We start from the raw sequence: 23,530 nt of genomic DNA, 5'->3' as shown, positions 1-23,530 counted from the left end.
GGGTAGGCCGCCGAAAATTGAGGGTCAAGGACTGTTTCGGAGGGGTTTACGGATCCGTTTTCAGTAACGCCGCAGTAACGGCGAGGGTTGTTTCATGGAGCTGAAGTCCGTCTTGCGCCACCGCTTACGAGCGTCATGCCTTATTACGCGATTCGACCCTGACATTGGAAAGGAAGGCCCATTCATGTTTCAGCTTTTCAAATTCCTCAGCGCGCAGCAGCTTGTTTTGCAGCAACTTCCTGTCTTTCTCATTTCCTTCGGCATAGCGGCCTTTTTCTACAAATTTGGCAGCTTCGCGATTGAGTGCATTGCTTTCCTCGCCACCTGGGCAGTGTTGGATCTAATGTCGGATTGGCTCTTTACCCGGAGCCAAAAACAGGTGGAGGACACATCCGATGTCTGAACACGGCAGGCACGGCGGGCATGGCGGCACGATGGGTGTCCACGGCATGCTCCTGTTTGGTGACGACGCCATTTTCATGTCGCATCTGCCCATGTTCGAAAGTCCACACAATTTTCAAGTGATCCTCGAGGTGGTGCTGGACGATGCTGCAAGCCAACTCCTCAGCGCCGACCGCGAAACCAACGGCAATAGTTTGTACACGTTCGAGCCCGAGGAATTCCATATCACCGAGCTCGATCCCAGCGGCGACGGGCAGGCACGATCGTCAATCGCGGGCACCATATACCGGGGCCACTTCGAGCGCGGAGGGCACCCGATTGCCCGCGGCGTTGACGCCGCGGTCCGCACCGTCGTGTACTTCAAGGAACTCGACGTTGCTGCTGCCCACAGTGCGACCCAGGAGCTGACCTATCTCTGCTTCGGGCGGGCCCAACAAATCCACCTCGCGCATCGGATTACGGCCAGCCCGGACTTTGATCAGGTCCTCACGGCACGATTGGTCCCCGGTACAGTTACGGACCAGGCAGGACGTCCTGTGGGAGAGGACATCACGCAAGACTTCGATCATGCCGCACCTGTTGACTTTCGGGGCCGCGGCGACGCTCCGGAGTCCCGGCTGACACCCCAAGAAATCGTGGAGGGGTCCTTCTTCGCGACTATCGCGCCAAAAGGCTTCCATGGCTTCCGAGTTCAGATGCAAATCGACCGGGAGCTCTACCTTGAATTACGTGAGCTTGGTTCTGGCTGATCAAGGACATCCCGGATGCGTGCCCGACGTTCACCTTTTGAGCATCAGCGAGAAGTGAGGACCGTGCGCGTTTCTTCCAATGACTGAACTAACGTATTGAGTTCCCTCTGCGGCTCCGCAAATATCGTTGCATACACTCCAAGGACTGCCGCCGCATCTGGAATGTATATGGGGTGCGCGATACCAGCAGGAGCTAGGGCTGCGTCGACATCTTTAACCGCCGCCTCTGCCAGCTCCATCATCCGGCGAATTGTGTCGGCAAGTTTTTCGTCGTCCGCATAAAAGTTGCTCAAGACACTCGCCAGCTCTGCGGCATCCCGGCGACCTTTCTCGCCCAACAACCCGAACATGGAATCCCAGCCACGGTCCGTACTGTGCGCATTGAGGGCATCCCGAAGGTCACGGACTTTTCCGCTACTGCCCTTCAAATCCCGAAGCCGGCCGTTTAGGTCGACAAGTTTTGCCTTCTGCTCGATGACATAGTCGTTGAAGCGCACCGTCTCGTAATCGGCAGCTGGACCCCCACTGAACCGAAAGGCGCTGACGACCTTGGTCACCTCCGCAAGCCCTTCAACCGTCCGTTGCATTTGGTAAAGGAGGTCGGCCCACTCATCCTTTGAATCGGGATAGTTGAGCTCCAGGTACTTGCGACCATCGTTGACCGCCTGAATGATCTCCCGGGTATTCCGAACCACGTCTGCGACCATTTTCACAACTTCGGCAATATCGCTGACTCCGGCCACTACATCCACCTCTTTGCGAATCAGTACGTCTGGGACACCTTCTTGCACCTTCATCCCCCGTGCAGCCTTGCTACTTGCAAGCGGCAACAGGTACTTCCGGAACGAGTTGACTACGTAGACCGTTACCCCCGCGTTATCGAACGACGAGCTTCTTCAGCTCCTCTGGTTGTGCCCCTGTGAACAGTCCAGTAACGCTGCCGTAATGCACGGCAAGATCTAATGGATCCTCCATGGTGGCCTCACTGCAGCTGGCTTGAGGTTACAGCCACAGTCCACGTGAGGAACCTGCCATGCCGGAAGAAGTCATCCGCGACCTGAACGTCCGATGGATCACGTCCCGTATCGAGTACGACACCAACACGAATGACCTCGAACGGCTCTTCTTCGAAGCCTCCGACGGTCAGTCGTACTACATCGACCTCAACAAAGAGAACGTCTCCTCCGAGATGGCCGCAGTGGCCCTGACCCGCGACGCCTTCCTCCACAACAAGAAGGTCAACATTTGGTACGAGGAACGCGGCGGCCGGCGATGGATAAAGGCCCTCAACCTTCACCACTGAAAGGGGTAGCCGCCATGGCGTCTCAACCACTGCCTTTCGAAGGTGTGGAACGGATTCCCGGACTCGTCGGCGTGGAAGATCACAACGGCGAGATCGCCTTCTGGCACCTGAAAGGAAACTGCCCGGTGATAATCGTAGCTCCGCACGCAGGCAGCGCCGCCACCACTCCCAGCGACGCTAAAGGGTTCGGAAGACGAGTCAAGGATCCCATGAGTAACAAAGATCCGCGGGTGACGAATGACCTGCGGACCCTAGACATCTCCCTGGGCCTCGTCCGGACACTGTGTGCCATGGGTTTCGTGCCGCACGCATTCCTCAATCGCGTCGACCGCGGATATGTGGACCTCAACCGCCCATGGCCGAACCAGGCAATGTGGGAGAGCGGCGGCCGTGAATACCGGCCAGGTGATGAGGACAAATCCTTGGCGGAACTCCCCCGGGCCGAAGAGTTCAGACAGTTCAAGAGCTCGTACTATGACCGCTTCCACGCGGAGATTCGCGCCACCACCACGGCATTGACCCCAACACCACCGAGAGGCTGGCTCTTCGACGTCCATGGACGAGGCAATACCGACGACCTCGTCGTCTTCACCGGGTACGGCTACTATGCGCGCAGGGACTTCGTCTATGACAACGGAAACGCGTCCTTACACTCCCACCTGAAGCGACAAGAACTTCCGGTCCGGGTTCATCCACCCCTTCCCGATCCCAAAACCGAGGACAAGGCCGACGTGGGAGGCACCAGCAACCTCATCAGTGGCGGACGCTATGGAGCGCGGTCCTTTACGCCGGGCCGCGACCCCATTCCGTTTCCGGGGGGCGTGGTTACGCCGTCGGCAGGCGACCGTGTGCACGGGGTTCAGTTTGAAGGCTTAGGTTCCCTGCGGCCGAGGACAGGACAGCCCGAACTGGTTGAGGGCGTGGGCATCAGCCTGGCCTATGCGATCGCCGGATTCCTCCAGGACAACGGGATTCTCACTCGCACGCAGAGGCCGCTCCCTGGCCATGGAGCTGTCTCCTGGTCTTCTGCCATGATGTAGTGGTCGCCCTAGGGCAGCGCCTCGAACGGGGCCTGGGCCGACTTTGCCGACGTTTCCCCACTGGCCCTGACGGCGGTCGGAAACCCGGGGGGAGGTGCATTTTTCGGCACGATGATGGTGGTGCTGAATGCTCCTTGACCGTCGGCTTTCTCCTGTTTAATAAGCGTGGCGTGAAGGTATATTGCGACAATCTCGTCCGGGTAAAAATTCCGGCCGCTGACACTCAGGGTCTCCCCGATCTGGGCCTGAGTCGGGGCGATCTCGATGTGCGCCGTTTCCTGGACCTGCTGCTTGATCATGTCGGCGCGGGTGCGGGACTCTTCGGCCGCTGTCTTGTCCACCGCTGAATCGGCCTCAGTTTCGGCAATCTTCAGGCAGTCCGAAACGACCTGGAGGCCAACCACCGTGTTTTCCTGTTTCTGCTCCTCGTACGCCGCCTCGACGGATGCGTCGGCAACCACTTTGAAGGTTCCTCCGAGTTTCCCGCCAAGTTTTGTTGTCAGGTCGAACCCGCGCCCTTTGGTGCATTCGATGTAGGTGATGGCCACACCACCCAGGCACTGGCCGTTGTACTCCCGCGTGTTACCGGTACAGGCCGGTCCGCCGCACGCGACCAGCAAGGCGCTGACGGCAAACTGGACCAGCAGGAGCGCAACCAGGCGGGACGTTATCCCCGTCGGCTTCTGCCACGCATCGTCACGGCCATCCATGACTCACTCCGTCCCGACTGAATTTCCTGCAGCATCCAGGCACGAGCCTGAGCTGAGTAAACGTCACTGCCCGTTACCGGTGCGTTATTGCCTCCGCGGCCTCAATGGAGACCTTCGGGAAGCGGGAACTTCCCCTCAAGCGGGGCCGACACAGAAAAATCACCGGCCGGAAATACTCCGGCAATCTGGCCACGGCATGCTTGACCTACGGGGACAACCAGCAGGGGGCACAGCATGACGACACAGCAAACAGAAACAGCAGCACTCCAGGTGGACGACTACATCCAGGCGTGGCACAACGGGAAGCTCTTTCACCAGGGGCGCGTGACCGACGTCGTACGTTCACTGGACCTTATCTGGATCCTGGACGTGGGCACCGGAACGCGGAAGCTCCTGGATCCGGAGGCCCTCGAGATCGTCCGGGTTGAGAGGCCCGCCCGGTAGGGATTCTTGGGGGACGTTCCGCAGCATCCAGACGGCCAGCCCCACGATGGCCACCGCCAGGCCTACCAGACCCAGCTGCAGCACCGTTTCCGGAAAGACGGTACGGAACGCGATGGGGATGACACTCACGGTGTAGAGGACCACAACGCCCCTCGGTACGCTGGAGCTCCGCCAGAGCCCCAGCATCAAGACCACCGTTCCAAGAAGGAACAGCATGGAGACCACGGTGAGTGCGATGCCGAGCGGGCCGGCACGCAGGGCAGCGACCACACCGGGATCAACATAGGGAAAGACAAGGTTGAGGACAAACTCCACTCCCACGAGGCCGGCCAGCGCGACGACGGAGATCGCCGCACCTGCGGCCCCCAGCGCCCTTGCCCGCCGCGAAACCAGCAAATAGATCCCGATCACCAGCCCGATGGCAGCGAGTTGCGCCACCGGCGCAGCCAGCTGCGTGAAAGGGGACGTGGGGATGACGCCTGCCCGCTTGGCCGCGTTCACCAGCAGGATGGCGGCGGAGAGGAATCCGGCCAACGCAGAAATCCTGATCAGGACAGCAGGCAGATAAAGCTCAATTCTTGAGGGCATCAGAGGCTCTTGACTATTAGTCATGCACGTAGCGCCGACTATTCCAATCGACGTGACCCTGGCAGGGTGCCGTGGACAGGTCGAACCTACGGCGGGGCAGGGTGAGCAGGCATCCCCACATGTGGTGATTGAGTGGGTGACTGGGCTCAGAAGCAGCTACATCAGGCAGTGGACAGAGCCCCATTTGTTCGGGCTATTTGGTGAACTGGGCGTCACACCAGCAGGGGTACTCCGAGTTAGTGCCAGAACTGACAACCAGGCGGATGCGGGTGGAATCCTTCAACGCGACATCAAAGGGTTTAGCGTCGGGATACTCCACTCGTTGTGGCTCAAGAAGGAGCTCACCTGTTGTGGAGTAGATCGCGAAGTGGGCCACCCCGTCGATAACGGAGTCGTGCCTGGATTCGTCCGTCAGTGCCACCGTGCCCCGCAAGTTTTGGTATCCGGCAGGAACATTGAGTTCGGTTTCCTCCGTGCACTCACTGCAGTTCTCGAATTTGAAGAAGTAGCTGGATGGGTACTCCTTGCCGTCAGCGGTGGCCGCGCCCCGATAGTGCCTGTAGGGCTGATTTATAAAGCTCTTCTTATCAACGTCGCTAAGGAATAGCGGGGAACCTGTGACGGGCGTGGCGCCTGGATCGGTATCGGGAGTACCTGGCTCAGTACTGTCAGCAGCGGCCGACGGGGACGTGCCAGAGCCTTCTGCCGTATTACCAAGGGGACCATAGGGGCTCAGAAACCATGCCGCGACAATACCCGCGACGGCAACAAGGACACCTGCCGCTGTCCACCACTTGTGTTCGTACCACTTTTTCCGTTTCTTAGGCCGAGTCTGACCGGTGCTGCTCATTGAACGCCCCCTGAAGTGGTACCAATTGGGCCAGATTAGCCTACGCACGGAGTTTTTCCCCATAGGCTTTGACACGGAATTTGGTCGCCTGCCTGGGCTCGGCTGTAGGGGCAGCCGCGCACCGCCGTCGCGCTTTAGAATGGCGGCATGACACCTCAGGAACTGGCCAACCTGGCGCACCTGCGCCGCGCCCGTGACCTGATCGACCGTGAGTATGCCAAGCCTCTGGACGTGCCCACCATGGCCGCCGGCGCCCTGATGTCCGCGGCGCATTTCTCCCGCCAGTTCAAGGCCGCCTACGGTGAGACGCCGTACAACTACCTCATGACCCGGCGGATCGAACGCGCCATGGCCCTATTGCGCGCCGGCGCCAGCGTCACCGATGCGTGCATGGAAGTGGGCTCCACGTCCCTGGGCTCGTTCAGCTCGCGCTTCACCGAGATCGTCGGCATGACCCCCAGCGCCTACCGCGCCCTGGAACACCGCGCGGTGAAGGCCATGCCGTCCTGCATCGCCCGGCAGCACACCCGGCCCTCGCGCAAACCGAGCAGGATTGAAGAAGCATCCCTGGCGCCGCCGCAATAGCGTGGAAGACATGAACATTTCACTGAAATACGCACACGTCACCGTCAATGATCTCGATGAGTCCCTCGCGTTCTACCGCGACGCCCTCGGCTACGAAGTCCGGAACGACGTCGGCTCCGACGGTCAGCGCTGGGTCACCCTGGGCAACGCCGCCCAGCCCGACCTCGAACTGGTCCTCTCCCCTCCGCACGCAGGCCGCTCCCAGGCCGACGGCGACGCCATCCAGGAACTGCTCACCAAGGGTGTGATGCCCATGCTGGTGTTCACCACGGACGATCTGGACGCCACCTTCGAAAAGCTCCGCGCATCCGGCGCCGAGGTCCTCCAGGAACCGATCGACCAGCCGTGGGGCCCGCGCGACTGCGCCTTCCGCGACCCCTCCGGCAATATGATCCGCATCAACCAGGGCTAGCGTCGCTCCCCCGCCACCGGAACGCACGACGCCGGCACCCATCTTGGGTGCCGGCGTCGTGCGTTATGCGCATTCCGGCGTGGCTCCAGGGGCAGTCACGGGACCCGCACCGTGCAATTGACGGCGTCGGTGACCACGTCCTCCAGCTGCCCGGTGCGGTGTAGCACCTCCGTCTGCCGGACGGCGCCGGTTCCGGCGGACAGCAGGTGGTCAATCAGCTGTTCCACCCGTTGCAGGTCGCCGATGTCCGCCAGCGCCTCCCCGATGTGGGCCAGCAGGGCGTTGATGACGGCGAGCGCCGGCCGTGGGTGGCTGGTCATCGGATCCAGCAGTTCACCCCGCAGGCCCCAGCGGCTGGCCTTCCAGCCCGCAAGCCGCAGCAGCACCGAGGGCACGGGCACAGGTTCGGTGCCCCTCCGCCATTCCCGGGCCGCGGTCTCCACCAGACCGCGCACGATGCCGGCCAGCAGCGCGGTGTTCTCCGGCCGGAGGCACACATCGGCGATCCTGATTTCCACGGTGGGATAGTGGCGTGAGAGCCGGGCGTCGAAGTAAATCATCCCTTCGTCCAGCGCAACGCCGGTGCTGACCATGTCATGCACCAGCTGGTGGTAGGCATCCGGGGATCCCAGGATTTCCACCGGTCCGGCAGAAGGCCACCGGTTCCAGACCTGGGACCGGTAGCTGGCGTAGCCAGTGTCCTGACCGTGCCAGAACGGGGAGTTGGCACTGAGCGCGATCAGCACCGGCAGCCAGATCCGGATCCGGTCCAGTACGGCAACGCCTTCTTCCGGCGAGTCCACGGAGACGTGGATATGGCAGCCGCAGGTCAGCTGTTCCCTGGCCGTCAGCGCGTATTCGTCCGCCATGGCCGCGAAGCGCCGAAGCTGGACCGGGTGGGGATCACACGGCAGCGGGGAGGTTCCCAGTGCAGCAGCACGGATGCCCACATCCTGCGCTGCCCTGTCCGCGATGGCCCGGCCGGCAACGATGTCCGTCAGCAGGGCATCCAGGCCGGCATGAGGGGGTGTGACGGCCTCGATCATTTCCAGCTGGAACTCAGCCGTCAGGACGGGCCCGGCACGGGAGTCCAGCGGACGCACATACAAGTCCAGAAGCTCGGCTGCCATCGGGACCGCCTCCCCCGTCCCGGGGTCCACCAACAGCAGTTCTTCCTCGACGCCAAACGTCCGTATCGGGCCGACGCCGCCCACGTCCCGCGCGCCGCCGGTCAGCTCATCACCCATGCCACTCACCGCCGCCATCCCGCGCCGGATGGATCAGATGTTCGCGTCTGGATGGCCTGCGCGGCCTCGGAGCCGGGCCTCTTCTTGATGGTGGTCCAACTTTGTTTCAGCATCCCTCCGGCGGGAACCGATCGCGCGCAGCTGGTCGGGGGTCGGATGGCGGTGTTCCCGCTCCCAGGCGTGGTCATTGACCCCTGTACCAGGGAAAAGTTCCGCCGGTCCTCCTGTTTGCATCGTGACTCCTATCTGAGGGGATTAATCAGCATGCTTACTATCATGCGGCAGCCTGTCCGGGATTTCCAGACGCGCGTCCCCGCCGGTACAGCAGCCAGCCCGCCACGGCAATCACCACACTGATGCCCAGGAAGCCGAAATCCCACGCCAGCGGCCCCCCAGATCGTCCCGCACATGGTGGATGCCGAGCAGCTGGTGGTTAATGAGCCCCTCCAGCACGTTGAAGACACCCCAGCCGGGCGCTGTGGAACACAGGTGGTGCCACTGCAGCAGCTGGTACAGCACGATGCCATCCGCAAAGCCGCCCACCCCCATTCCGAACAGAAAGGCGGGCGATGCCGCCGGCGTCTTCTCCGTGCGCCTCCCGGCTTCGCGTGACATGTCCCAACCCCTTCTTCAGGCGACCTTTTCACCTGGGACGTACCCGCCGTCGGGCGTTCTAAGCAGGCCTTGACCTCCCCTGCCCGAAGTGGGACCGTAAGGCACGCGGTGGAACCTCCTGCAGCGGGGGTAGTTCCTGGAGGTTGACGGAACCGGGCCACTGCCAGCCAGGGTAAAGGCGGCACTCATGCGAGCAATGGTTACCGCGGCCTCGAGGCGGAAGTGACACCGGGAGGCAGCCCAGCCATCCGTCCCCAACGCCCCAGAAGGCGACGGCGGGTGCTGCGCGTCATTGCGCGGGTTGCGTTGGTGCTGCTCGGGCTGGTGCTGGTCTCCACTGCTGCCAACCTCATCCTTGAAGGCATTGAACGCTCGAAGGCGCCCGCTTACGGCGAGCGCGTCCAGATCGAGCAGGGAACCATCAACGTCTCGCGCGCCGGTAACTCGGGTCCGGTCCTAGTGCTGCTCAGCGGGCTGGGCACCCCCGCGCCGGGGCTGGACTTTGCCCCGCTGGTCAGGGAACTGGACGGGTACCGGACCGTGGTGGTGGAGGGGTTCGGCTACGGCTACAGCGACACGGACGTCAGGCCGCGGACCCTCGAGAACCAGACCGAGGAACTGCACTCAGTGCTCTCTGCGCTGGGCATCCACGGGCCCTACGTTCTGGCGGGCCACTCGATCGGCGGCTTCACCACCCTGTACTACGCCAACAAATACCCCGCGGAAGTATCGGCCGTCATCGGGATCGACGCCACCGTGCCCACCGCGCCCGCTCCGCCGCCCGGATCCACGGCACCTGCTGATGCACCGCCGTCGGGCAATTTCCTGGAACGCATGGCCTCCACTACCGGGCTGGTCCGCTGGGCGGCGGCGCTGGGCATGGCAGATCCGGACAGCAGCAGCTACACGCCGGCGGAGATTGAGCAGATGCGGATGCTCGCGAGCTGGAACTTCGGCAACGCGGCCGTGACCGACGAGACCAACCGGATCGGGGAAAACGCCGCGAAACTGCACGGCCTCAGCTACCCCCGGGAACTTCCGGTGCTGCAGTTCCTGGCGCAGGACACCATCGACCACCGCGCCGACTGGCTAAGTCTGCACGAACGCCAACTGCAGGATGTGGCGCGCCATGAGCTGGTGGTTCTCGACGGCCCGCACTACCTGCACTGGACCAAGGCCAAGGAGCTGGCGGACGGGATCGACGCGTTCCTGGGGGCTGGGGCTGGATAGGCGCAGGGACGATTAAGCGGCGTCCGGGTTGTGGCTGCTCTCCGTTCGTCCTAGATTTGGGCATGACCAATTCCCCCGAACACGAGCTGCTGCTTGAGCTCCAAGACCTGATCATCGGCACGGGATCGGTAGCCGATTTCCTGGGCGGGCTGTCCAGCATTGCCGCCTCCTCACTCAGCCGTGCGGCCGGGACAACGGTGGAGTGCGGCGTCACCCTCCAGCACAACAAGAAAACGCGAACAGTCGGCGGCAGCACAGAGCGGGCCATCCACCTGGACAAGATCGAACAACAGGTGGGTGAGGGCCCCTGCATCGACGCCCTAAAGGTGAAGGCCCCCGTCCTCCTGGCAGACGTCCGGACGGACCCCCGCTGGCCCGTGTACCAGGAACGCCTGTTCGAGGAGGGCGTCCTGAGCGCCCTTGGTGTGCCTCTTGACCTCACTGAGGACGCGACCGCTGCCCTGAACTTCTTCGCATCGACAACGGGCGTGTTCACCGAGGCGACCATTACTGAGGCTGTCAGCTTCGCCGGGGTGGCCCGCAGCGCCGTCCGCCTTGCCGTGCGGGTGGCCAGCGCCGAGGGGGCAGCGGATGACCTGAGCGCCGCGATGGAAAGCCGCACCGCCATCAACCTCGCATGCGGCATCATCATGGGCCAGAACCGCTGCACCCAGAACGAAGCCATGGGCATCCTGATCAAGGTCTCCAGCCACCGGAACCAAAAGCTCCGGGACGTTGCCGAGGAGATCGTCATTAAGATCTCGGGCGAGGAACCTACCACCTACTTCGACTTGTAGCTTCCGCGCTTCGGCACGCGTCGGCTAGGAGGGCTTGGGCCTGGCCCGGATATGCATGCGCTCGCCCTGCTGTCCGAACAGGCTGATGAATTCGACGGGTTTGCCGTCGGCACTGGCGAACCAGTGCGGCGTGCGGGTGTCGAACTCCGCCGCTTCGCCGGCACGCAGTTCAAAGTCCTTCTCCCCCAGCACCAGGCGCAGCCGCCCGTTGAGGATGTAGAGCCATTCGTAGCCCTCGTGAACGCGGGGATCGGGCTCCGCGCCGCGGGCACCGCCGTCGAGCACCATCTTGAACGCCTGCAGGCCGCCCGGGCGGCGCGTGAGGGGAACAGCCGTCATCCCCGCGTGCGTGATGGGCCGCATGTGGATCCGCGGATCCCCGGTGGGCGGGGCGCCCACCAGATCATCGAGCGGCACCCCGTACAGCTGCGCCAGGGGCAGCAGGATCTCCAGGTTGGGCCTGCGCTGGCCGGATTCAAGGCGGGACAGCGTGCTCACAGAGACCCCCGACGAGGCTGACACTTCCCCGAGGGTGAGGTTCCGTTCCGTCCGGAGAGCGCGAAGCCGGGGACCCACCGCCCCGAGTACGTCATCAAGTTCATTGGCCATGTCCTTCAGTTTGCCATACCGGCAACAATGTTTGCCAAAATTTGGTGGTGCGCCCGAAGCTGGATTGACCGCCACTATATTGGCGGCTCTCTCTCAGGACGTGAACGAAGGACGGCACCATGGACACCACACGATACGACGCTGTGATTATTGGCGGCGGCGCCGCGGGACTCAGCGCCGCCACAACACTGGCCCGGGCGCTGCGCTCGGTGCTGGTCATCGATTCCGGAGCGCCCCGCAACGCACCGGCGGCGGGTGTGCACGGCTACCTGTCCCGGGACGGCATGAACCCGCTCGAGCTGCTGGCCGCCGGGCGCAGCGAGGTGCTCTCCTACGGAGGGTCAGTCCTCGACGGCGAAGCGGTTTCGGCCCGGCGGATGCCTTCCGGTTTCGAGATTGTTCTCGGTGATTCCCGGCGGGTCACCGGGCGACGCCTTTTGGTCACCACCGGCCTGACCGACGGGCTGCCGCCCATCGACGGGCTGCGCGAACAGTGGGGAAAGGGCGTGGTGCACTGCCCCTACTGCCACGGCTGGGAAATCCGCGGGCAACGGATCGGGGTGCTGGGCACGGGCCCGCTGTCCGTCCATCAGGCGCTGATGTTCAGGCAGTGGTCCCCCGACATCACCCTGTTCCTCAACGACACGGTTTTTCCCACGGACGAGGAGTGGGAGAAACTCGCTGCCCGGTCAGTCCGTGTGGTTGAGGGCGCCGTGGCCTCTGTCGACTCTGTGGACGGTGTCCTTACGGGGGTTACTTTGCGGCAGGGTTCGTCGTTTTTTGTGGGGGCCTTGGCTGTCGGGTCACGGATGGAGGCCAGGTCCGAGCTGCTGGAGTCCCTTGGGCTTGCTTCGCAGGTGCACCCGTCGGGGGCCGGACGGTTTATCGAGACCGACGCCATGGGTGCCACGGCCGTCCCGGGCGTGTATGCGGCCGGCAATGTCTCCAATCTGATGGCCCAGGTGATCACCGCGGCGTCCGAGGGTGTGATGGCCGGCGCGAGGATCAACGCCGACCTCATCGAGGAGGAGACCCGCTGGGCGGTGGAGGGGCGTTTCGGTCCCTTCTCTGCCGCCTCCGAAGCTGCTGTGTCCGAGGCCGTGCTGGGCGGGCAGCGCCACGGCCTGGCAAGGTAGGGTGACGGCATGGAACTCCGACTCGAAGTTGTGCAGGTGCCCGTTTCCGATGTGGACCGCGCCAAGGCCTTCTACACTGACCAGCTCGGCTTTGTGCTCGATCACGACGTCGAACACATTCCCGGGATGCGCGTTGTCCAGCTGACCCCGCCGGGCTCTGCCGCCTCGATTGTGATCGGCACCGGCATGAACAGCATGGTGCCGGGCAGCCTCGAGGGGCTCCAACTGGTGGTGCCGGACATGGCCGAGGCCCGCACCGAGCTGGTCCGCCGCGGCGCCCCCGTCAGCGAGCCCCAGGACATGGGCGGGTTCCTCTTCGCTTCCGTCAGCGACCCGGACGGCAACAAGTGGGTCATCCAGGAGATCCCGGCGCGGTAGAACGCTTCCGAATAACCGGAACACCAGGTTCCGGCTGGGTCATTTTTTAGACCTCGCGCCTGTGCGCAACCCGCACGACGGTGACGGTCAACACCTCGTCATGGATCTCGTACAGCAATTCGACCGTGTAGCCAGCCACGCCTAGAGGTCAGCCTGAAGCTCGGCCAGGCTGACGCGAGTGCCATCGTCTTCGGCCTTGGCTGCACGGAATTCCGCAAGTTCAACTGCGTCCTCAAGCGCTTCCAGCCGTGCGAAGTCCTCAACGCCTATCAGGAAAGCGACCGGCTTGCCATGACGTGTTATCTGAACGCGCTCATGCCCGTAGTTTGCCCGGTTGACAACATCAGGCAAGTGCTCGCGCAGGGCGCCGACAGTGACCGAGTTGGGATCAACTTCCATCCTTGTAGGTACTCGGAAATGTACATTTCGTACAAAACTTACGAACTCGTGAAAAGGTACGAAGGCCAGGTTATTGGCAGTCCCAAAAAACGAGTACTCACTACTCGTGTGCGCCAGTACTCAGGTTCGTATGCTGTGGGGGTACCGACTTTGGGGGTTTGGCGCGCATGCTAATTGAACAACACAAAACCTGGCTTGGCTCCGGTTCGGGAGCCTTGCTGGACATCCATGGGCATTCGGAGGCCGCACTGGCGCGGGCTCTGGTCCGGATCACTGTCAGTTCGGTCAGTGATCTTGCCGGTTCGCCGGTGGAAGGCACCGTGACGCTGGTGCGCCCGGACGGGACACCTTGCACGGTGGCACACGGGGAGAGTCCCGCCGTCGAGCTTTCCCGCTGGGACCAGCGCACCGGCGCCGGTCCCACAGGACGCGCACTTGGCGGCCGGCTGTCCATCGTCCTCAACCACCGCCGCCCGGACCAGCGGTGGCCCGAGTACGTCGGCAACCTTACGGCGGCAGGCTTCCGGTCCGCCGTCGCGATCCCGCTCAAACTGGAACGCGGGTACACCGCCGCGCTGACGCTCTACTCCGCGACCCCGAACATGTTCGCGCCGGAGATTGCCGGCAAGGTCCTGATCTTCTCGGGCGTGGCTGCCAAAAGCCTCCGGCTCGCGCTGAAATACCGCGCAAATCTCGCAGTGTCCGCGGAGAACCGCGCCACTCTGGCCGCCCGCACCGCAGTCGACACAGCCTGCGGGGTGATCATGGGACGGAACCAGTGTTCCTACGAGACGGCGTTCCAGATCCTTACCCAAACCTCGAGGCAGCGGAACCTCACAGTCCGCGAGGCGGCCGAAGACCTCCTGCGTGTCATGCCCGGCGGGGTGCCGGCCGCGTACTTCAAAGCGCGGGCCTGAGGTTTTCGCGTCCCCACCCAACTCCCCCCAATGTAGGTAGCGCCAACTGTCGTTCTGAGGGTTCAAAACGACAGTTGGCGCTACTTAGTTGGGCGGGGACGCGCCGGAACGGTCAGCGCAGAATGACTGTCCGCCCGCCGTCGAGCATTACCCGGCCCTCGCAGTGCCAGCGCACCGCGTTGGACAGCGCCTTGCACTCCGCGTCGCGGCCCACGCGGACCAGGTCCTCCGCGGTGTGCGTGTGGTCCACCTCGATCACCTGCTGGGCGATGATCGGTCCCTCATCCAGTTCGGCGTTGACGTAGTGGGCCGTGGCGCCGACGGTTTTGACGCCGCGGTCGTAGGCCTGATGGTAGGGCTTCGCGCCCTTGAAGCTGGGCAGGAACGAGTGGTGGATGTTGATGGTTTTACCCGTCAGCTTTTCCGAGAGCTCATCGCTGAGGACCTGCATGTAGCGGGCCAGGACCACCAGCTCCACATCCAGCTCGTCCACGAGTTCCAGCAGCCGCGCCTCCTGCGCCGGCTTGGTCTCCTTGGTGACCGGCAGGTGGAAGAACGGGATGTTGTGCCACTTGACCAGGTCCTCGTGGTCCGTGTGGTTGGACACCACAGCCACGATGTCCACCGGCAAGTCACCCGTGCGGGCCCGGAACAGCAGATCGTTGAGGCAGTGCCCGAACTTGGACACCATCACTAGGACCCGGCGCTTGCGGCCGTGCGGCTCCAGCTGCCAGTTCATTCTCCACTCGCCGGCCAGGGGTTCGAAGTCGCTGCGCAGCTCCTCTGTGCTGAACTCCTTTTTCCCGGCAGCAAAGTGCACCCGCATAAAGAACTGCCGGGCGTGCCGGTCACCGAAATGCTTGGTGTCGATGATGTCGCAGTCGTGGTCCAGCAGGAACCCCGTGATCGCGTGGACGATGCCCGGCGAGTCGGCACAGTTGACTGTGAGGACGTGTTCGGTCTCCATCTAGCTCTCCCGTGCAGCCTTTGCATCGGCGAGCTCGGCAGCGGCCTTCTCGTCGGCAACAACCTTCTCGCCGGCGAGGGCCTTCTGGAACTCGGCGTAGCGGGCCAGGTGGGACGGGCGCTTGCGCAGGATAAACCAGGCGACGCCGAGGATGACGAACCAGATGGGCGTGACCAGGAGCGCCGTCAGCGTGTCCGGCTGCGTGGTCAGGGCCCACAGGACGAAGGCGAAGAACGCGAACACCAGCCAGACCATGGGGATGCCGCCGGGCATCTTGAACTTGGACGCCGTGTGCAGGTGCGGGCGGCGTGAGCGGAACTTCAGGTAGCTGGCCAGGATGATGGACCAGACAAACACGAAGCAGACGGCGGCCACTGTGGTCACCATGTCGAAGGCCTTGGCGATGTCCTTGCCCGCGTACATCAGGACGATGCCGGAGAGCAGCAGGATGCAGGAGAGGAACAGGGCGTTCTGCGGGACCTTGCGGGTGGAGAGCCGGCTGAACACGCCCGGCGCGTCGCCTTCCTGGGCCAGGCCGTAGACCATGCGGGAGGTGGAGTAGATGCCGGAGTTGGCCGAGGACATGGCCGAGCTGAGCACCACCAGGTTCACAATGGTGGCCGCGGCGCCGAGGCCCGCCAGGGAGAACATGGCGATGAACGGGCTGTGGCCGGCCTGGAACTGGGTCCACGGGGTGACGGACATCAGGATGATGAGGGCGCCTACGTAGAAGAGCAGGACGCGGATGGGGATGGAGTTGATGGCCTTGGGCAGGTTCTTCTCCGGGTCCTTGGCCTCGGCGGCGGTGGTGCCAACGAGTTCAATACCCACAAAGGCGAACACGGCGATCTGGAAGCCGGCAACAAAGCCCATGAATTCGTTCGGGAACATGCCGCCGTGGCTCCACAGGTTGGTGAAGGTGGCAGGGCCGGCGTCGGACTGGAAACCGCTGAAGATCATAAACAGGCCCACGATGATGAGCGCGGCGATGGCGATGATCTTGATCAGCGCAAACCAGAACTCGGTCTCACCGAACGCCCGCACCGTTGCGAGGTTCAGGACCAGCAGGATGACCACGGTGGCGATGCCCGGGATCCACAACGGCACGCCCGGCCACAGTTCCTCCGAGTAGGCGGCGATGGCGATGACGTCCGCGATGCCCGTGATCACCCAGCAGAACCAGTAGGTCCAGCCGGTGAAGAAGCCGGCCCACGGGCCCAGGAGGTCGGCAGCGAAGTCGCTGAAGGACTTGTAGTTCAGGTTGGAGAGCAGCAGCTCGCCCATGGCCCGCATAACGAAAAACAGCATAAAGCCGATGATCATGTAGACGAAGATGACGGACGGGCCGGCCGCCGAAATGGTCTTGCCTGAGCCCATGAACAGGCCCGTGCCGATTGCGCCGCCAATGGCGATCAGCTGGATGTGCCTGTTGCTGAGCTGGCGCTCAAGGTGGGGTGTTTCCTGGGAAACGGTGGATTTAGATGTCACGTGCTGCTCCTCGAATCAATTCTGGCTGGAGTGCTTTTGTGGAAGACGCGGCCGCTTCGTTGGGAACCGCGTCCAGATTGTTGAAACTGTAAAGATGGATCCCTGCGATGCCGGGCTGGTTTTCCAGCGCCGCCACCAGGGGGTCGGGTGAGTAGCGGTCGCCGCTGAGGAGCTTGCGCGCCAGCGGCCCTTTGCGGCTAAGGAACTTCAGGGAACTTCCGACGCCGATCTTCGTGGCAAGTGCCACCAGCTTGGTCCGCGGCACGGACCCCGCCACACCCGCCCAGACGGGCAGGTCAACTCCTTCGCGGCGCAGGAGCGCCGCGAAATCGAGGATTTTCGGGGCGTCGAAACACATCTGGGTGACAACGCTCGTGGCAAGGTACTGCTTGTCCTGCAGGGCATCGAGGAGGTCCAGGGCGGCCACCGTCGGGTGGCCCTCCGGGTAGCCTGCCACGCCGGCGCGCATCATGCCCCCGGTGTACTGGGCGATGTCTTCGAGCACCGGCAGCGCGGACTCGTACGGGCCGGCCGAGTTCTTCCGGTCACCGCCGATCACAAACACTTCTTTGATGCCGGCCACATCGCAGTCGCGGAGGATGCCGGTCAGCTCGGACCGGCTCTGCAGGCTGCGTGCAGCCAGGTGCGGGACGACCTTGTAGCCGAGCGCGGCCAGCTCCACCGAGGCGCGCACGGTGCGTTCGATGCCATGGTGGGGCAGGCAGGTCATGGTCAGTGTGGTGGTTCGGGGAACCAATTCCTGGATCAGGTCCACGATCCCGGTTGAGGGGATGATTTCGATTCTTGTAGGGAACACCGTTGGTCCTTTCTGGGTATCGGCTCGTGTTTTGGGCGCGGTTCAGCGGGCGCGGTTCAGCTCGTGCTGCCGGCGCGGGTCACCCGGCGCGGGTCACCCGGTGCGGGTCAGCCGGCGCGGGTCACCCGGCGCGGGTCACCCGGTGCGGGTCAGCCGGCGCGGGTCAGCTGGCGTGGGCGGCCAGCAGGGAGCTGGCTTCCTGGCGGGTGCTGCCGGAGGACTCGATGTGGGCGAGTTCGGCGGGGATTTCCCAGCCCTTCTTGCGCATCGCGGTGGCCCAGAGCCGGCCGGCCCGGTAGGAGGACCGGACCAAGGGCCCGGACATGACGCCGAGGAACCCGATCTCGTTGGCCTCGTCCTGGAGGTCAACGAACTCCTGGGGCTTGACCCAGCGGTCCACCGGCAGGTGCCGCTCGGACGGGCGCAGGTACTGGGTGATGGTGATCAGGTCACAGCCGGCCTCGTGCAGATCCCGCAGGGCTTCGGAGATTTCCTCGCGGGTCTCGCCCATGCCCAGGATCAGGTTGGACTTGGTCACCATGCCCAGGGCCCGGCCCTGGGTGATGACATCCAGGGACCGCTCGTACCGGAACGCGGGCCGGATCCGCTTGAAAATCCGCGGCACCGTCTCGACGTTATGCGCGAACACCTCGGGCTTGGAATCACAGATCGCCGCGATGTGCTCGGGCTTGCCGGAGAAGTCCGGGATCAGCAGCTCCACCCCGGTGCCCGGGTTCAGCTCATGGATCTTCCGGACCGTCTCCGCGTACAGCCACACCCCCTCATCGGCGAGGTCATCGCGGGCCACCCCGGTCACGGTGGCGTAGCGCAGCTGCATGGCCTGGACACTCCGGGCCACCTTCGTGGGCTCGAACATGTCCACCGGGGAAGGCTTGCCGGTATCGATCTGGCAGAAATCACAGCGCCGGGTGCACTCGGACCCGCCGATCAGGAACGTGGCTTCCTTGTCTTCCCAGCACTCAAAAATGTTCGGGCAGCCGGCCTCTTCACAGACCGTGTGCAGGCCTTCCTTCTTGACCAGGTTCTTGAGCTGGACATACTCAGGACCCATCTGGACCTTGGCCTTGATCCACTCCGGCTTCCGCTCCACGGGTACAGCGGAGTTACGCTGCTCAACGCGCAGCAGCTTCCGGCCTTCTGGTGCCAGTGTCATCAGTACTCTTTCCTTAGCATTCCACTACGTTGACGGCGAGGCCGCCCATGGCTGTTTCCTTGTACTTGGAGCTCATGTCCCTGCCGGTTTCCCGCATGGTCACAATCACCTCGTCAAGGGACACGCGGTGCGTGCCGTCTCCCCAGAGCGCCATCTTTGCCGCGTTGATGGCCTTCGCCGCCGCGATGGCGTTCCGCTCGATGCAGGGAACCTGCACCAGGCCGCCGATCGGATCGCACGTCAGGCCCAGGTTGTGTTCCATCGCGATTTCCGCGGCGTTCTCCACCTGCTGCGGTGTGCCGCCCATGACCTCCGCAAGCCCTGCCGCCGCCATCGACGACGCCGAGCCCACCTCGCCCTGGCAGCCCACCTCGGCGCCCGAAATGGACGCCTGCTCCTTGTAAAGCACCCCGATGGCACCGGCCACGAGCAGGAACTTGACCACAACGTCGTCGCGGTCTTCCTGCGTTGCCTTATCCATTCCGGGCGCAAAATGCAGCGCGTAATAGAGTACCGCGGGGATGATGCCGGCCGCGCCATTGGTGGGGGCGGTGACCACGCGGCCGCCGGACGCGTTCTCCTCGTTGACCGCCAGGGCGATCAGGTTCACCCATTCCTGCCAGTACTTGGGGTCCCGGTCCTTGTCCTCCTTGAGGAGGCGTTCGTGCCAGTCAGGCGCACGACGGCGGACCTTCAGTCCCCCGGGCAGCAGCCCCTCGCGCTTGAGGCTGACTTCCACGCACTCCTCCATGACGGAGTAGATGTGCAGCAGCCCCTCGCGGATCTCTTCCTCGGTGCGGGAGGCACGTTCGTTGACGAACATGATCTCGCCGATGGACAGGCCCTTGGACTGGCACCGGCCCAGCAGCTCCGCCGCGGTGCGGAAGGGCAGCGGCAGCTCCTTCTTGGACTCGTCGAGCTCCTTCAGGGCCGCGTCCTCTTCGCCTTCGCGGACAATGAAGCCGCCGCCGACGGAGAAGAACGTGGCCTTGTGCAGCTCCTCGCCGTTTTCGTCGGTGACCGTGAACGTCATGCCGTTGGTGTGGCGCGGCAGGATGGTCAGCGGGCGCAGGATGATGTCCTTCACGCCGTAGGGAAGCTGCACGCCTCCCCCTTCACCGGCGCCGGCAAGGTTCAGCATCCCGGTCTCGGCGATCGCGGCGAGCCGCTCCTCCACCTCGGCCGGCAGGATCTTTTCGGGGTGGAACCCCTCAAGGCCCAGCAGGATGGCCGTCATGGTGCCATGGCCGTGGCCCGTTGCAGCGAGCGACCCGTACAGGTCCACCCGCAGCCCCGCCACTTTCTCCAGGACGCCGGCGCCCCGGAGCTCTTCGGCAAACACGGCAGCAGCCCGCATGGGCCCAACCGTGTGCGAGCTCGAAGGCCCGATCCCGACGGAGAACAAATCAAAGACTCCAACGGCCATGTGCATTTCCTAACTAACTAATTCTTCGTGATGCGGCACCGCAGTACACGGTGCCGCACGAGGTGCCGGCCGGAGCCGGACTTTTCGAAAGCGTGCGTCAAAGCGAGGAACTGGGCCCACACCGTCAGGGTTCCCTGGCCGAGCTTGCGAGGCTAGGGGGACGGTGGGGCGCAGCACGCGTGAAAAGTCCGGTCCGCCGGCACCGGGGTTGCTAGAGCCCCGGGTACAGCGGGTGGGCTGCGGCGAGAGCCTCAACCCGGTGACGGAGACCGGAAAGGTCCGCGTCGGCGTCGGCAATCAGTGCCTCGGCGATGATGTCCGCAACTTCACGGAACGCTGCCTCGCCGAAACCACGGGTGGCCAGGGCGGGGGTGCCAATGCGGAGGCCGGAGGTGACCATCGGCGGGCGCGGGTCGAACGGCACGGCGTTGCGGTTGACGGTGATGTCAATAGCGGCCAGGCGGTCCTCGGCCTGCTGGCCGTCGAGCTCGCAGTTGCGCAGGTCAACCAGGACCAGGTGGACGTCGGTGCCGCCGGAAATCACGGAGATTCCCTTGGCCGTGACGTCCGGCTGGACCAGGCGGTCGGCCAGGATGCCGGCACCCAACAGGACGCGCTCCTGGCGTTCCTTGAACTCCGGCGTGGCGGCGATCTTGAAGGCCACCGCCTTGCCGGCGATGACGTGCTCCAGCGGTCCGCCCTGCTGGCCCGGGAAGACAGCAGAGTTGATCTTCTTGGCGATCGCGGGATCGTTGGAGAGGATGATGCCGCCGCGCGGACCGGCGAGGGTCTTGTGCGTGGTGGAGGTGACAACGTGGGCGTGCGGCACCGGGCTCGGGTGCAGGCCGGCTGCCACCAGGCCGGCGAAGTGCGCCATGTCCACCATCAGGTAAGCGCCCACCAGGTCAGCGATCCGTCGGAACTCGGCGAAGTCCAGCTGGCGGGCGTAGGCCGACCAGCCGGCAACGATCAGCTGCGGCTTCGTCTCCAGCGCCAGGCGCTCCACCTCGGCCATATCAATGGTGTGGGTGTCTTCGCGGACTTGGTACGGGACCACGTTGTAGAGCTTGCCGGAGAAGTTGATCTTCATGCCGTGCGTGAGGTGCCCGCCGTGAGCCAGGTTCAGGCCCATGATGGTATCGCCCGGCTTGATCAGCGCGTGCATCACCGAGGCGTTGGCCTGTGCACCGGAGTGCGGCTGCACGTTGGCGAACTCGGCACCGAAGAGTGCCTTGACGCGGTCGATGGCCAGCTGCTCGATGACGTCAACGTGCTCGCAGCCACCGTAGTAGCGCTTGCCCGGGTAGCCCTCGGCGTACTTGTTGGTCAGGACCGAGCCCTGCGCCTGCATGACAGCAACGGCGGTGTGGTTCTCGGAGGCGATCATTTCCAGGCCGTCACGCTGGCGGCCCAGTTCGTCGTTGATCTTGACGGCGATTTCCGGGTCCAGCGCGGACAGGTCCGCGTCCAGGCTGGCGGAGACTACCTGCTCGAAAGCTGTGGTTGCCGTGCTCACAGTTCGCCGCCGTTCGCCTCGGCGTATTCCTGGGCGGAGAGCAGCGGGCCTTCTTCGGTCACGGTGACCTTGAACAGCCAGCCGGCACCGTACGGATCGGAGTTGATCAGGGCGGGATCGCTGACGGCTTCGTCGTTGATCTCGGTGACCTCGCCGGTGACCGGGGAGTACAGGTCAGAGACGGACTTGGTGGACTCGATCTCGCCACAGGTGTCCCCTGCGGTCACAGTGGAGCCAACCTCGGGCAGGTCCACGTACACAATGTCGCCCAGTGCTTCGGCAGCAACGGCGGACACACCAATCACGGCAGGACCGTCTCCATCAGCGGCGATCCACTCGTGCTCAGCGGAGTACTTCAGTTCAGCGGCAACCTTGGCCATGTCTTGTGTTCCTTAAGTTTGGAGGTATCGGAAAGTGAGAGAGCGTTCGCCCAAAACCCACATTAAGTGAGAGAGCGTTCGCCCAAAACCCACATTAAGTGAGAGAGCGTTCGGTGGGGGGTGGGGCCGAGGGGCCGGCGACCCGGGGTTTTCGAAAGCGTGCGTCAAAGCGACGAAGGAGCAGCACGCGTGAAAACTCCGGGTTGCCGGTTCCGGACCCAGCCCCCGGAGGGACTACTTTTGGCGCTTGTAGAACGGCAGGGCGATGACCTCGAAAGGCTCTGCCTTGCCGCGCAGGTCGACGTCCAGTGCGGTGCCCAGTTCGGCGTGCTCGACGTCGACATAGGCCAGTGCAACAGGGTACCCGAGCGTGGGGCTGGGCTGGCCCGAGGTGACTTCTCCGACGACGTTGCCGTCCTTGAGGACCGGGTAGCCGCCACGGCCGGCGCGGCGTCCGAGGCCCTTCAGGCCCACGAGCTTGCGCTTGGAGCCGGCTGCCTTGGAGGCTTCCAGGGCGGAGCGGCCCACGAAGTCGCCTTCCTTGGACTTGAGCGCCACAACGCCGCCGAGGCCGGCATCGAACGGTGAACGTTCCAGGGAGAGCTCGTTGCCGTACAGCGGCATGCCGGCTTCCAGGCGCAGCGAGTCGCGGGACGCGAGGCCGCACGGAATGATGCCGAACTCTTCCCCTGCTTCGGCCACCTTCGCCCACAGGTCCGCGGCGCCGTCGTTCGGTACAAAGAGCTCGAAGCCGTCCTCGCCGGTGTAGCCGGTGCGGGCCAGGATGACGTTGTGGCCGGCGACGGTGAGCTCGTTGAACGCGTAGTACTTCAGGTCGGTGACCAGCGCGTGCTGGGCCTCATCGGTCAGCTTGAGCAGGATGGCCTCGGCCTTGGGACCCTGGACGGCCACCAGCGAGGTTGCTGCGGAAGCGTCCTCAACCTTCACGTCGAAGTCCGCTGCGCGCTCGGCGAGAGCGGCGGCGACGGTAGGGGCGTTGCCCGCGTTGGGGACCACGAGGTACTTCTCGTCGCCGAAGCGGTAGACGATCAGGTCATCGATGATGCCGCCGTCGGGGTTGCAGATCAGCGAGTACTTGGCCTTGCCATCGGCGACGGCGGAGAGCTTGCCCACGAGGGCGTAGTCCAGGAACTCGCCGGCTGCGGGGCCGGTGACCCAGACTTCGCCCATGTGGGAGAGGTCGAACAGGCCGGCAGCCTTGCGGACCGCGTGGTGCTCGGCGAGCTCGGAGCTGTACTTCAGGGGCATCTGCCAGCCACCGAAATCGGTGAAGGAGGCGCCGAGTTTTTTGTGCTCTTCGTAGAGAGCGGTGTACTTCTCAGTCATGATC

At 64.0% G+C, this 23,530-nt stretch carries 27 protein-coding genes; 11 read left to right on the top strand and 16 right to left on the bottom strand.

Features of this window, described 5'->3' with window-relative positions:
* Positions 1–184 precede the first annotated feature (184 nt).
* Entirely contained in the window at positions 185–403 is a 219-nt protein-coding gene (locus GUV69_RS19540; protein WP_164205422.1) for a hypothetical protein, read from the top strand.
* Entirely contained in the window at positions 396–1,151 is a 756-nt protein-coding gene (locus tag GUV69_RS19535; RefSeq protein ID WP_164205420.1) for a hypothetical protein, read from the top strand. The genes GUV69_RS19540 and GUV69_RS19535 overlap by 8 nt, the downstream gene beginning before the upstream one ends.
* Before the next feature lie 44 nt (positions 1,152–1,195).
* Here GUV69_RS19535 and GUV69_RS19530 read toward each other — a convergent pair whose 3' ends face one another.
* A complete protein-coding gene (locus GUV69_RS19530) occupies positions 1,196–1,948 on the bottom strand; it encodes a hypothetical protein (RefSeq protein ID WP_164205418.1) in 753 nt (250 codons plus the stop codon).
* Between the two features lie 236 nt (positions 1,949–2,184).
* Between GUV69_RS19530 and GUV69_RS19525 the strand changes: the two genes are divergently transcribed.
* Both GUV69_RS19525 and GUV69_RS19520 read left to right on the top strand, forming a co-directional pair.
* Positions 2,185–2,454: a hypothetical protein gene (locus GUV69_RS19525; protein ID WP_164205416.1), complete on the top strand. Its 270-nt coding sequence runs from the start codon at positions 2,185–2,187 to the stop codon at positions 2,452–2,454.
* Entirely contained in the window at positions 2,424–3,494 is a 1,071-nt protein-coding gene (locus tag GUV69_RS19520) for an N-formylglutamate amidohydrolase (RefSeq protein WP_348272257.1), read from the top strand. The genes GUV69_RS19525 and GUV69_RS19520 overlap by 31 nt, the downstream gene beginning before the upstream one ends.
* Before the next feature lie 8 nt (positions 3,495–3,502).
* Here the strand turns inward: GUV69_RS19520 and GUV69_RS19515 are convergent, their stop codons facing one another.
* The 3 genes from GUV69_RS19515 to GUV69_RS19505 form a co-directional block, all read right to left on the bottom strand.
* Entirely contained in the window at positions 3,503–4,204 is a 702-nt protein-coding gene (locus GUV69_RS19515; protein ID WP_164205412.1) for a hypothetical protein, read from the bottom strand.
* Between the two features lie 342 nt (positions 4,205–4,546).
* Positions 4,547–5,236, bottom strand: a complete 690-nt coding sequence (locus GUV69_RS19510) for a hypothetical protein (RefSeq protein ID WP_164205410.1) — start codon at positions 5,234–5,236, stop codon at positions 4,547–4,549.
* Between the two features lie 193 nt (positions 5,237–5,429).
* Positions 5,430–6,086, bottom strand: coding sequence for a hypothetical protein (locus GUV69_RS19505; protein WP_164205409.1), 657 nt, complete (start codon positions 6,084–6,086; stop codon positions 5,430–5,432).
* Positions 6,087–6,233: 147 nt separating this feature from the next.
* Here GUV69_RS19505 and GUV69_RS19500 point away from each other — a divergent pair, with 147 nt between their 5' ends.
* Positions 6,234–6,671, top strand: coding sequence for a helix-turn-helix transcriptional regulator (locus GUV69_RS19500; protein ID WP_164205407.1), 438 nt, complete (start codon positions 6,234–6,236; stop codon positions 6,669–6,671).
* Between the two features lie 10 nt (positions 6,672–6,681).
* Positions 6,682–7,083, top strand: a complete 402-nt coding sequence (locus tag GUV69_RS19495) for a VOC family protein (RefSeq protein WP_164205405.1) — start codon at positions 6,682–6,684, stop codon at positions 7,081–7,083.
* A 95-nt stretch (positions 7,084–7,178) separates the two neighbouring features.
* On the opposite strand, the gene GUV69_RS19490 is transcribed toward GUV69_RS19495, so the two are convergent.
* Entirely contained in the window at positions 7,179–8,330 is a 1,152-nt protein-coding gene (locus tag GUV69_RS19490; RefSeq protein WP_244292791.1) for a carboxylate-amine ligase, read from the bottom strand.
* Between the two features lie 345 nt (positions 8,331–8,675).
* Positions 8,676–8,945, bottom strand: coding sequence for a DUF2243 domain-containing protein (locus GUV69_RS19485; protein WP_208786680.1), 270 nt, complete (start codon positions 8,943–8,945; stop codon positions 8,676–8,678).
* Positions 8,946–9,224: 279 nt separating this feature from the next.
* Between GUV69_RS19485 and GUV69_RS19480 the strand changes: the two genes are divergently transcribed.
* Entirely contained in the window at positions 9,225–10,175 is a 951-nt protein-coding gene (locus GUV69_RS19480) for an alpha/beta fold hydrolase (RefSeq protein ID WP_244292790.1), read from the top strand.
* 62 nt (positions 10,176–10,237) lie between these two features.
* Entirely contained in the window at positions 10,238–10,972 is a 735-nt protein-coding gene (locus GUV69_RS19475; RefSeq protein ID WP_164205400.1) for a GAF and ANTAR domain-containing protein, read from the top strand.
* Between the two features lie 24 nt (positions 10,973–10,996).
* Here the strand turns inward: GUV69_RS19475 and GUV69_RS19470 are convergent, their stop codons facing one another.
* Positions 10,997–11,581: a helix-turn-helix domain-containing protein gene (locus GUV69_RS19470; RefSeq protein ID WP_164205398.1), complete on the bottom strand. Its 585-nt coding sequence runs from the start codon at positions 11,579–11,581 to the stop codon at positions 10,997–10,999.
* 119 nt (positions 11,582–11,700) lie between these two features.
* On the opposite strand from GUV69_RS19470, the gene GUV69_RS19465 reads away from it, so the two are divergent.
* Together GUV69_RS19465 and GUV69_RS19460 are read left to right on the top strand one after the other, a co-directional pair.
* Complete coding sequence (locus GUV69_RS19465; RefSeq protein WP_164205396.1) at positions 11,701–12,717, top strand: NAD(P)/FAD-dependent oxidoreductase; 1,017 nt, start codon at positions 11,701–11,703, stop codon at positions 12,715–12,717.
* A gap of 9 nt (positions 12,718–12,726) precedes the next feature.
* The gene (locus GUV69_RS19460; protein WP_164205395.1) at positions 12,727–13,095 is read left to right on the top strand and encodes a VOC family protein; all 369 of its coding nucleotides are present in this window, start codon (positions 12,727–12,729) and stop codon (positions 13,093–13,095) included.
* 141 nt (positions 13,096–13,236) lie between these two features.
* Here GUV69_RS19460 and GUV69_RS19455 read toward each other — a convergent pair whose 3' ends face one another.
* A complete protein-coding gene (locus GUV69_RS19455) occupies positions 13,237–13,494 on the bottom strand; it encodes a type II toxin-antitoxin system Phd/YefM family antitoxin (RefSeq protein ID WP_164205393.1) in 258 nt (85 codons plus the stop codon).
* A gap of 167 nt (positions 13,495–13,661) precedes the next feature.
* Here GUV69_RS19455 and GUV69_RS19450 point away from each other — a divergent pair, with 167 nt between their 5' ends.
* The gene (locus GUV69_RS19450) at positions 13,662–14,411 is read left to right on the top strand and encodes a GAF and ANTAR domain-containing protein (RefSeq protein WP_164205391.1); all 750 of its coding nucleotides are present in this window, start codon (positions 13,662–13,664) and stop codon (positions 14,409–14,411) included.
* Positions 14,412–14,523: 112 nt separating this feature from the next.
* On the opposite strand, the gene purU is transcribed toward GUV69_RS19450, so the two are convergent.
* The 8 genes from purU to gcvT all read right to left on the bottom strand — a co-directional run bounded on the left by purU (position 14,524) and on the right by gcvT (position 23,526).
* Entirely contained in the window at positions 14,524–15,378 is an 855-nt protein-coding gene (gene purU / locus GUV69_RS19445; RefSeq protein WP_164205389.1) for a formyltetrahydrofolate deformylase, read from the bottom strand.
* Positions 15,379–16,866, bottom strand: a complete 1,488-nt coding sequence (gene cycA / locus GUV69_RS19440; protein WP_164205387.1) for a D-serine/D-alanine/glycine transporter — start codon at positions 16,864–16,866, stop codon at positions 15,379–15,381. It lies immediately after the preceding gene.
* Complete coding sequence (locus GUV69_RS19435; protein ID WP_244292789.1) at positions 16,856–17,683, bottom strand: methylenetetrahydrofolate reductase; 828 nt, start codon at positions 17,681–17,683, stop codon at positions 16,856–16,858. The genes cycA and GUV69_RS19435 overlap by 11 nt, the downstream gene beginning before the upstream one ends.
* A gap of 163 nt (positions 17,684–17,846) precedes the next feature.
* Positions 17,847–18,857 (bottom strand): lipoyl synthase, encoded by a 1,011-nt coding sequence (gene lipA, locus GUV69_RS19430; protein ID WP_164205385.1) that lies wholly within the window; start codon positions 18,855–18,857, stop codon positions 17,847–17,849.
* A 13-nt stretch (positions 18,858–18,870) separates the two neighbouring features.
* Positions 18,871–20,283 (bottom strand): L-serine ammonia-lyase, encoded by a 1,413-nt coding sequence (locus GUV69_RS19425; RefSeq protein WP_164203421.1) that lies wholly within the window; start codon positions 20,281–20,283, stop codon positions 18,871–18,873.
* Between the two features lie 211 nt (positions 20,284–20,494).
* Positions 20,495–21,799 (bottom strand): serine hydroxymethyltransferase, encoded by a 1,305-nt coding sequence (gene glyA, locus GUV69_RS19420; RefSeq protein ID WP_164203418.1) that lies wholly within the window; start codon positions 21,797–21,799, stop codon positions 20,495–20,497.
* The gene (gcvH, locus tag GUV69_RS19415; protein ID WP_164205383.1) at positions 21,796–22,179 is read right to left on the bottom strand and encodes a glycine cleavage system protein GcvH; all 384 of its coding nucleotides are present in this window, start codon (positions 22,177–22,179) and stop codon (positions 21,796–21,798) included. Before gcvH ends, glyA begins: the two co-directional genes overlap by 4 nt.
* Positions 22,180–22,413: 234 nt before the next feature.
* The gene (gcvT, locus tag GUV69_RS19410; RefSeq protein WP_164205381.1) at positions 22,414–23,526 is read right to left on the bottom strand and encodes a glycine cleavage system aminomethyltransferase GcvT; all 1,113 of its coding nucleotides are present in this window, start codon (positions 23,524–23,526) and stop codon (positions 22,414–22,416) included.
* Positions 23,527–23,530 lie beyond the last annotated feature (4 nt).

The organism is [Micrococcus luteus] ATCC 49442 (assembly GCF_010367585.1).
GTDB lineage: Bacteria > Actinomycetota > Actinomycetes > Actinomycetales > Micrococcaceae > Arthrobacter > Arthrobacter luteus_A.
Note: the sequence above shows the minus strand (reverse complement) of the source record. Positions and strands in the feature narration are given on the sequence as shown.

Bases quoted from the DNA above. Each gene is read 5' to 3' on its own strand.
- GUV69_RS19540 (WP_164205422.1), top strand. From the start codon at position 185: ATGTTTCAGCTTTTCAAATTCCTCAGCGCGCAGCAGCTTGTTTTGCAG.
- GUV69_RS19535 (WP_164205420.1), top strand. From the start codon at position 396: ATGTCTGAACACGGCAGGCACGGCGGGCATGGCGGCACGATGGGTGTC.
- GUV69_RS19530 (WP_164205418.1), bottom strand. From the start codon at position 1,948: ATGAAGGTGCAAGAAGGTGTCCCAGACGTACTGATTCGCAAAGAGGTG.
- GUV69_RS19525 (WP_164205416.1), top strand. From the start codon at position 2,185: ATGCCGGAAGAAGTCATCCGCGACCTGAACGTCCGATGGATCACGTCC.
- GUV69_RS19520 (WP_348272257.1), top strand. From the start codon at position 2,424: ATGGATAAAGGCCCTCAACCTTCACCACTGAAAGGGGTAGCCGCCATG.
- GUV69_RS19515 (WP_164205412.1), bottom strand. From the start codon at position 4,204: ATGGATGGCCGTGACGATGCGTGGCAGAAGCCGACGGGGATAACGTCC.
- GUV69_RS19510 (WP_164205410.1), bottom strand. From the start codon at position 5,236: ATGCCCTCAAGAATTGAGCTTTATCTGCCTGCTGTCCTGATCAGGATT.
- GUV69_RS19505 (WP_164205409.1), bottom strand. From the start codon at position 6,086: ATGAGCAGCACCGGTCAGACTCGGCCTAAGAAACGGAAAAAGTGGTAC.
- GUV69_RS19500 (WP_164205407.1), top strand. From the start codon at position 6,234: ATGACACCTCAGGAACTGGCCAACCTGGCGCACCTGCGCCGCGCCCGT.
- GUV69_RS19495 (WP_164205405.1), top strand. From the start codon at position 6,682: ATGAACATTTCACTGAAATACGCACACGTCACCGTCAATGATCTCGAT.
- GUV69_RS19490 (WP_244292791.1), bottom strand. From the start codon at position 8,330: ATGGGTGATGAGCTGACCGGCGGCGCGCGGGACGTGGGCGGCGTCGGC.
- GUV69_RS19485 (WP_208786680.1), bottom strand. From the start codon at position 8,945: ATGTCACGCGAAGCCGGGAGGCGCACGGAGAAGACGCCGGCGGCATCG.
- GUV69_RS19475 (WP_164205400.1), top strand. From the start codon at position 10,238: ATGACCAATTCCCCCGAACACGAGCTGCTGCTTGAGCTCCAAGACCTG.
- GUV69_RS19470 (WP_164205398.1), bottom strand. From the start codon at position 11,581: ATGGCCAATGAACTTGATGACGTACTCGGGGCGGTGGGTCCCCGGCTT.
- GUV69_RS19465 (WP_164205396.1), top strand. From the start codon at position 11,701: ATGGACACCACACGATACGACGCTGTGATTATTGGCGGCGGCGCCGCG.
- GUV69_RS19460 (WP_164205395.1), top strand. From the start codon at position 12,727: ATGGAACTCCGACTCGAAGTTGTGCAGGTGCCCGTTTCCGATGTGGAC.
- GUV69_RS19455 (WP_164205393.1), bottom strand. From the start codon at position 13,494: ATGGAAGTTGATCCCAACTCGGTCACTGTCGGCGCCCTGCGCGAGCAC.
- GUV69_RS19450 (WP_164205391.1), top strand. From the start codon at position 13,662: ATGCTAATTGAACAACACAAAACCTGGCTTGGCTCCGGTTCGGGAGCC.
- purU (WP_164205389.1), bottom strand. From the start codon at position 15,378: ATGGAGACCGAACACGTCCTCACAGTCAACTGTGCCGACTCGCCGGGC.
- lipA (WP_164205385.1), bottom strand. From the start codon at position 18,857: ATGACACTGGCACCAGAAGGCCGGAAGCTGCTGCGCGTTGAGCAGCGT.
- GUV69_RS19425 (WP_164203421.1), bottom strand. From the start codon at position 20,283: ATGGCCGTTGGAGTCTTTGATTTGTTCTCCGTCGGGATCGGGCCTTCG.
- gcvH (WP_164205383.1), bottom strand. From the start codon at position 22,179: ATGGCCAAGGTTGCCGCTGAACTGAAGTACTCCGCTGAGCACGAGTGG.
- gcvT (WP_164205381.1), bottom strand. From the start codon at position 23,526: ATGACTGAGAAGTACACCGCTCTCTACGAAGAGCACAAAAAACTCGGC.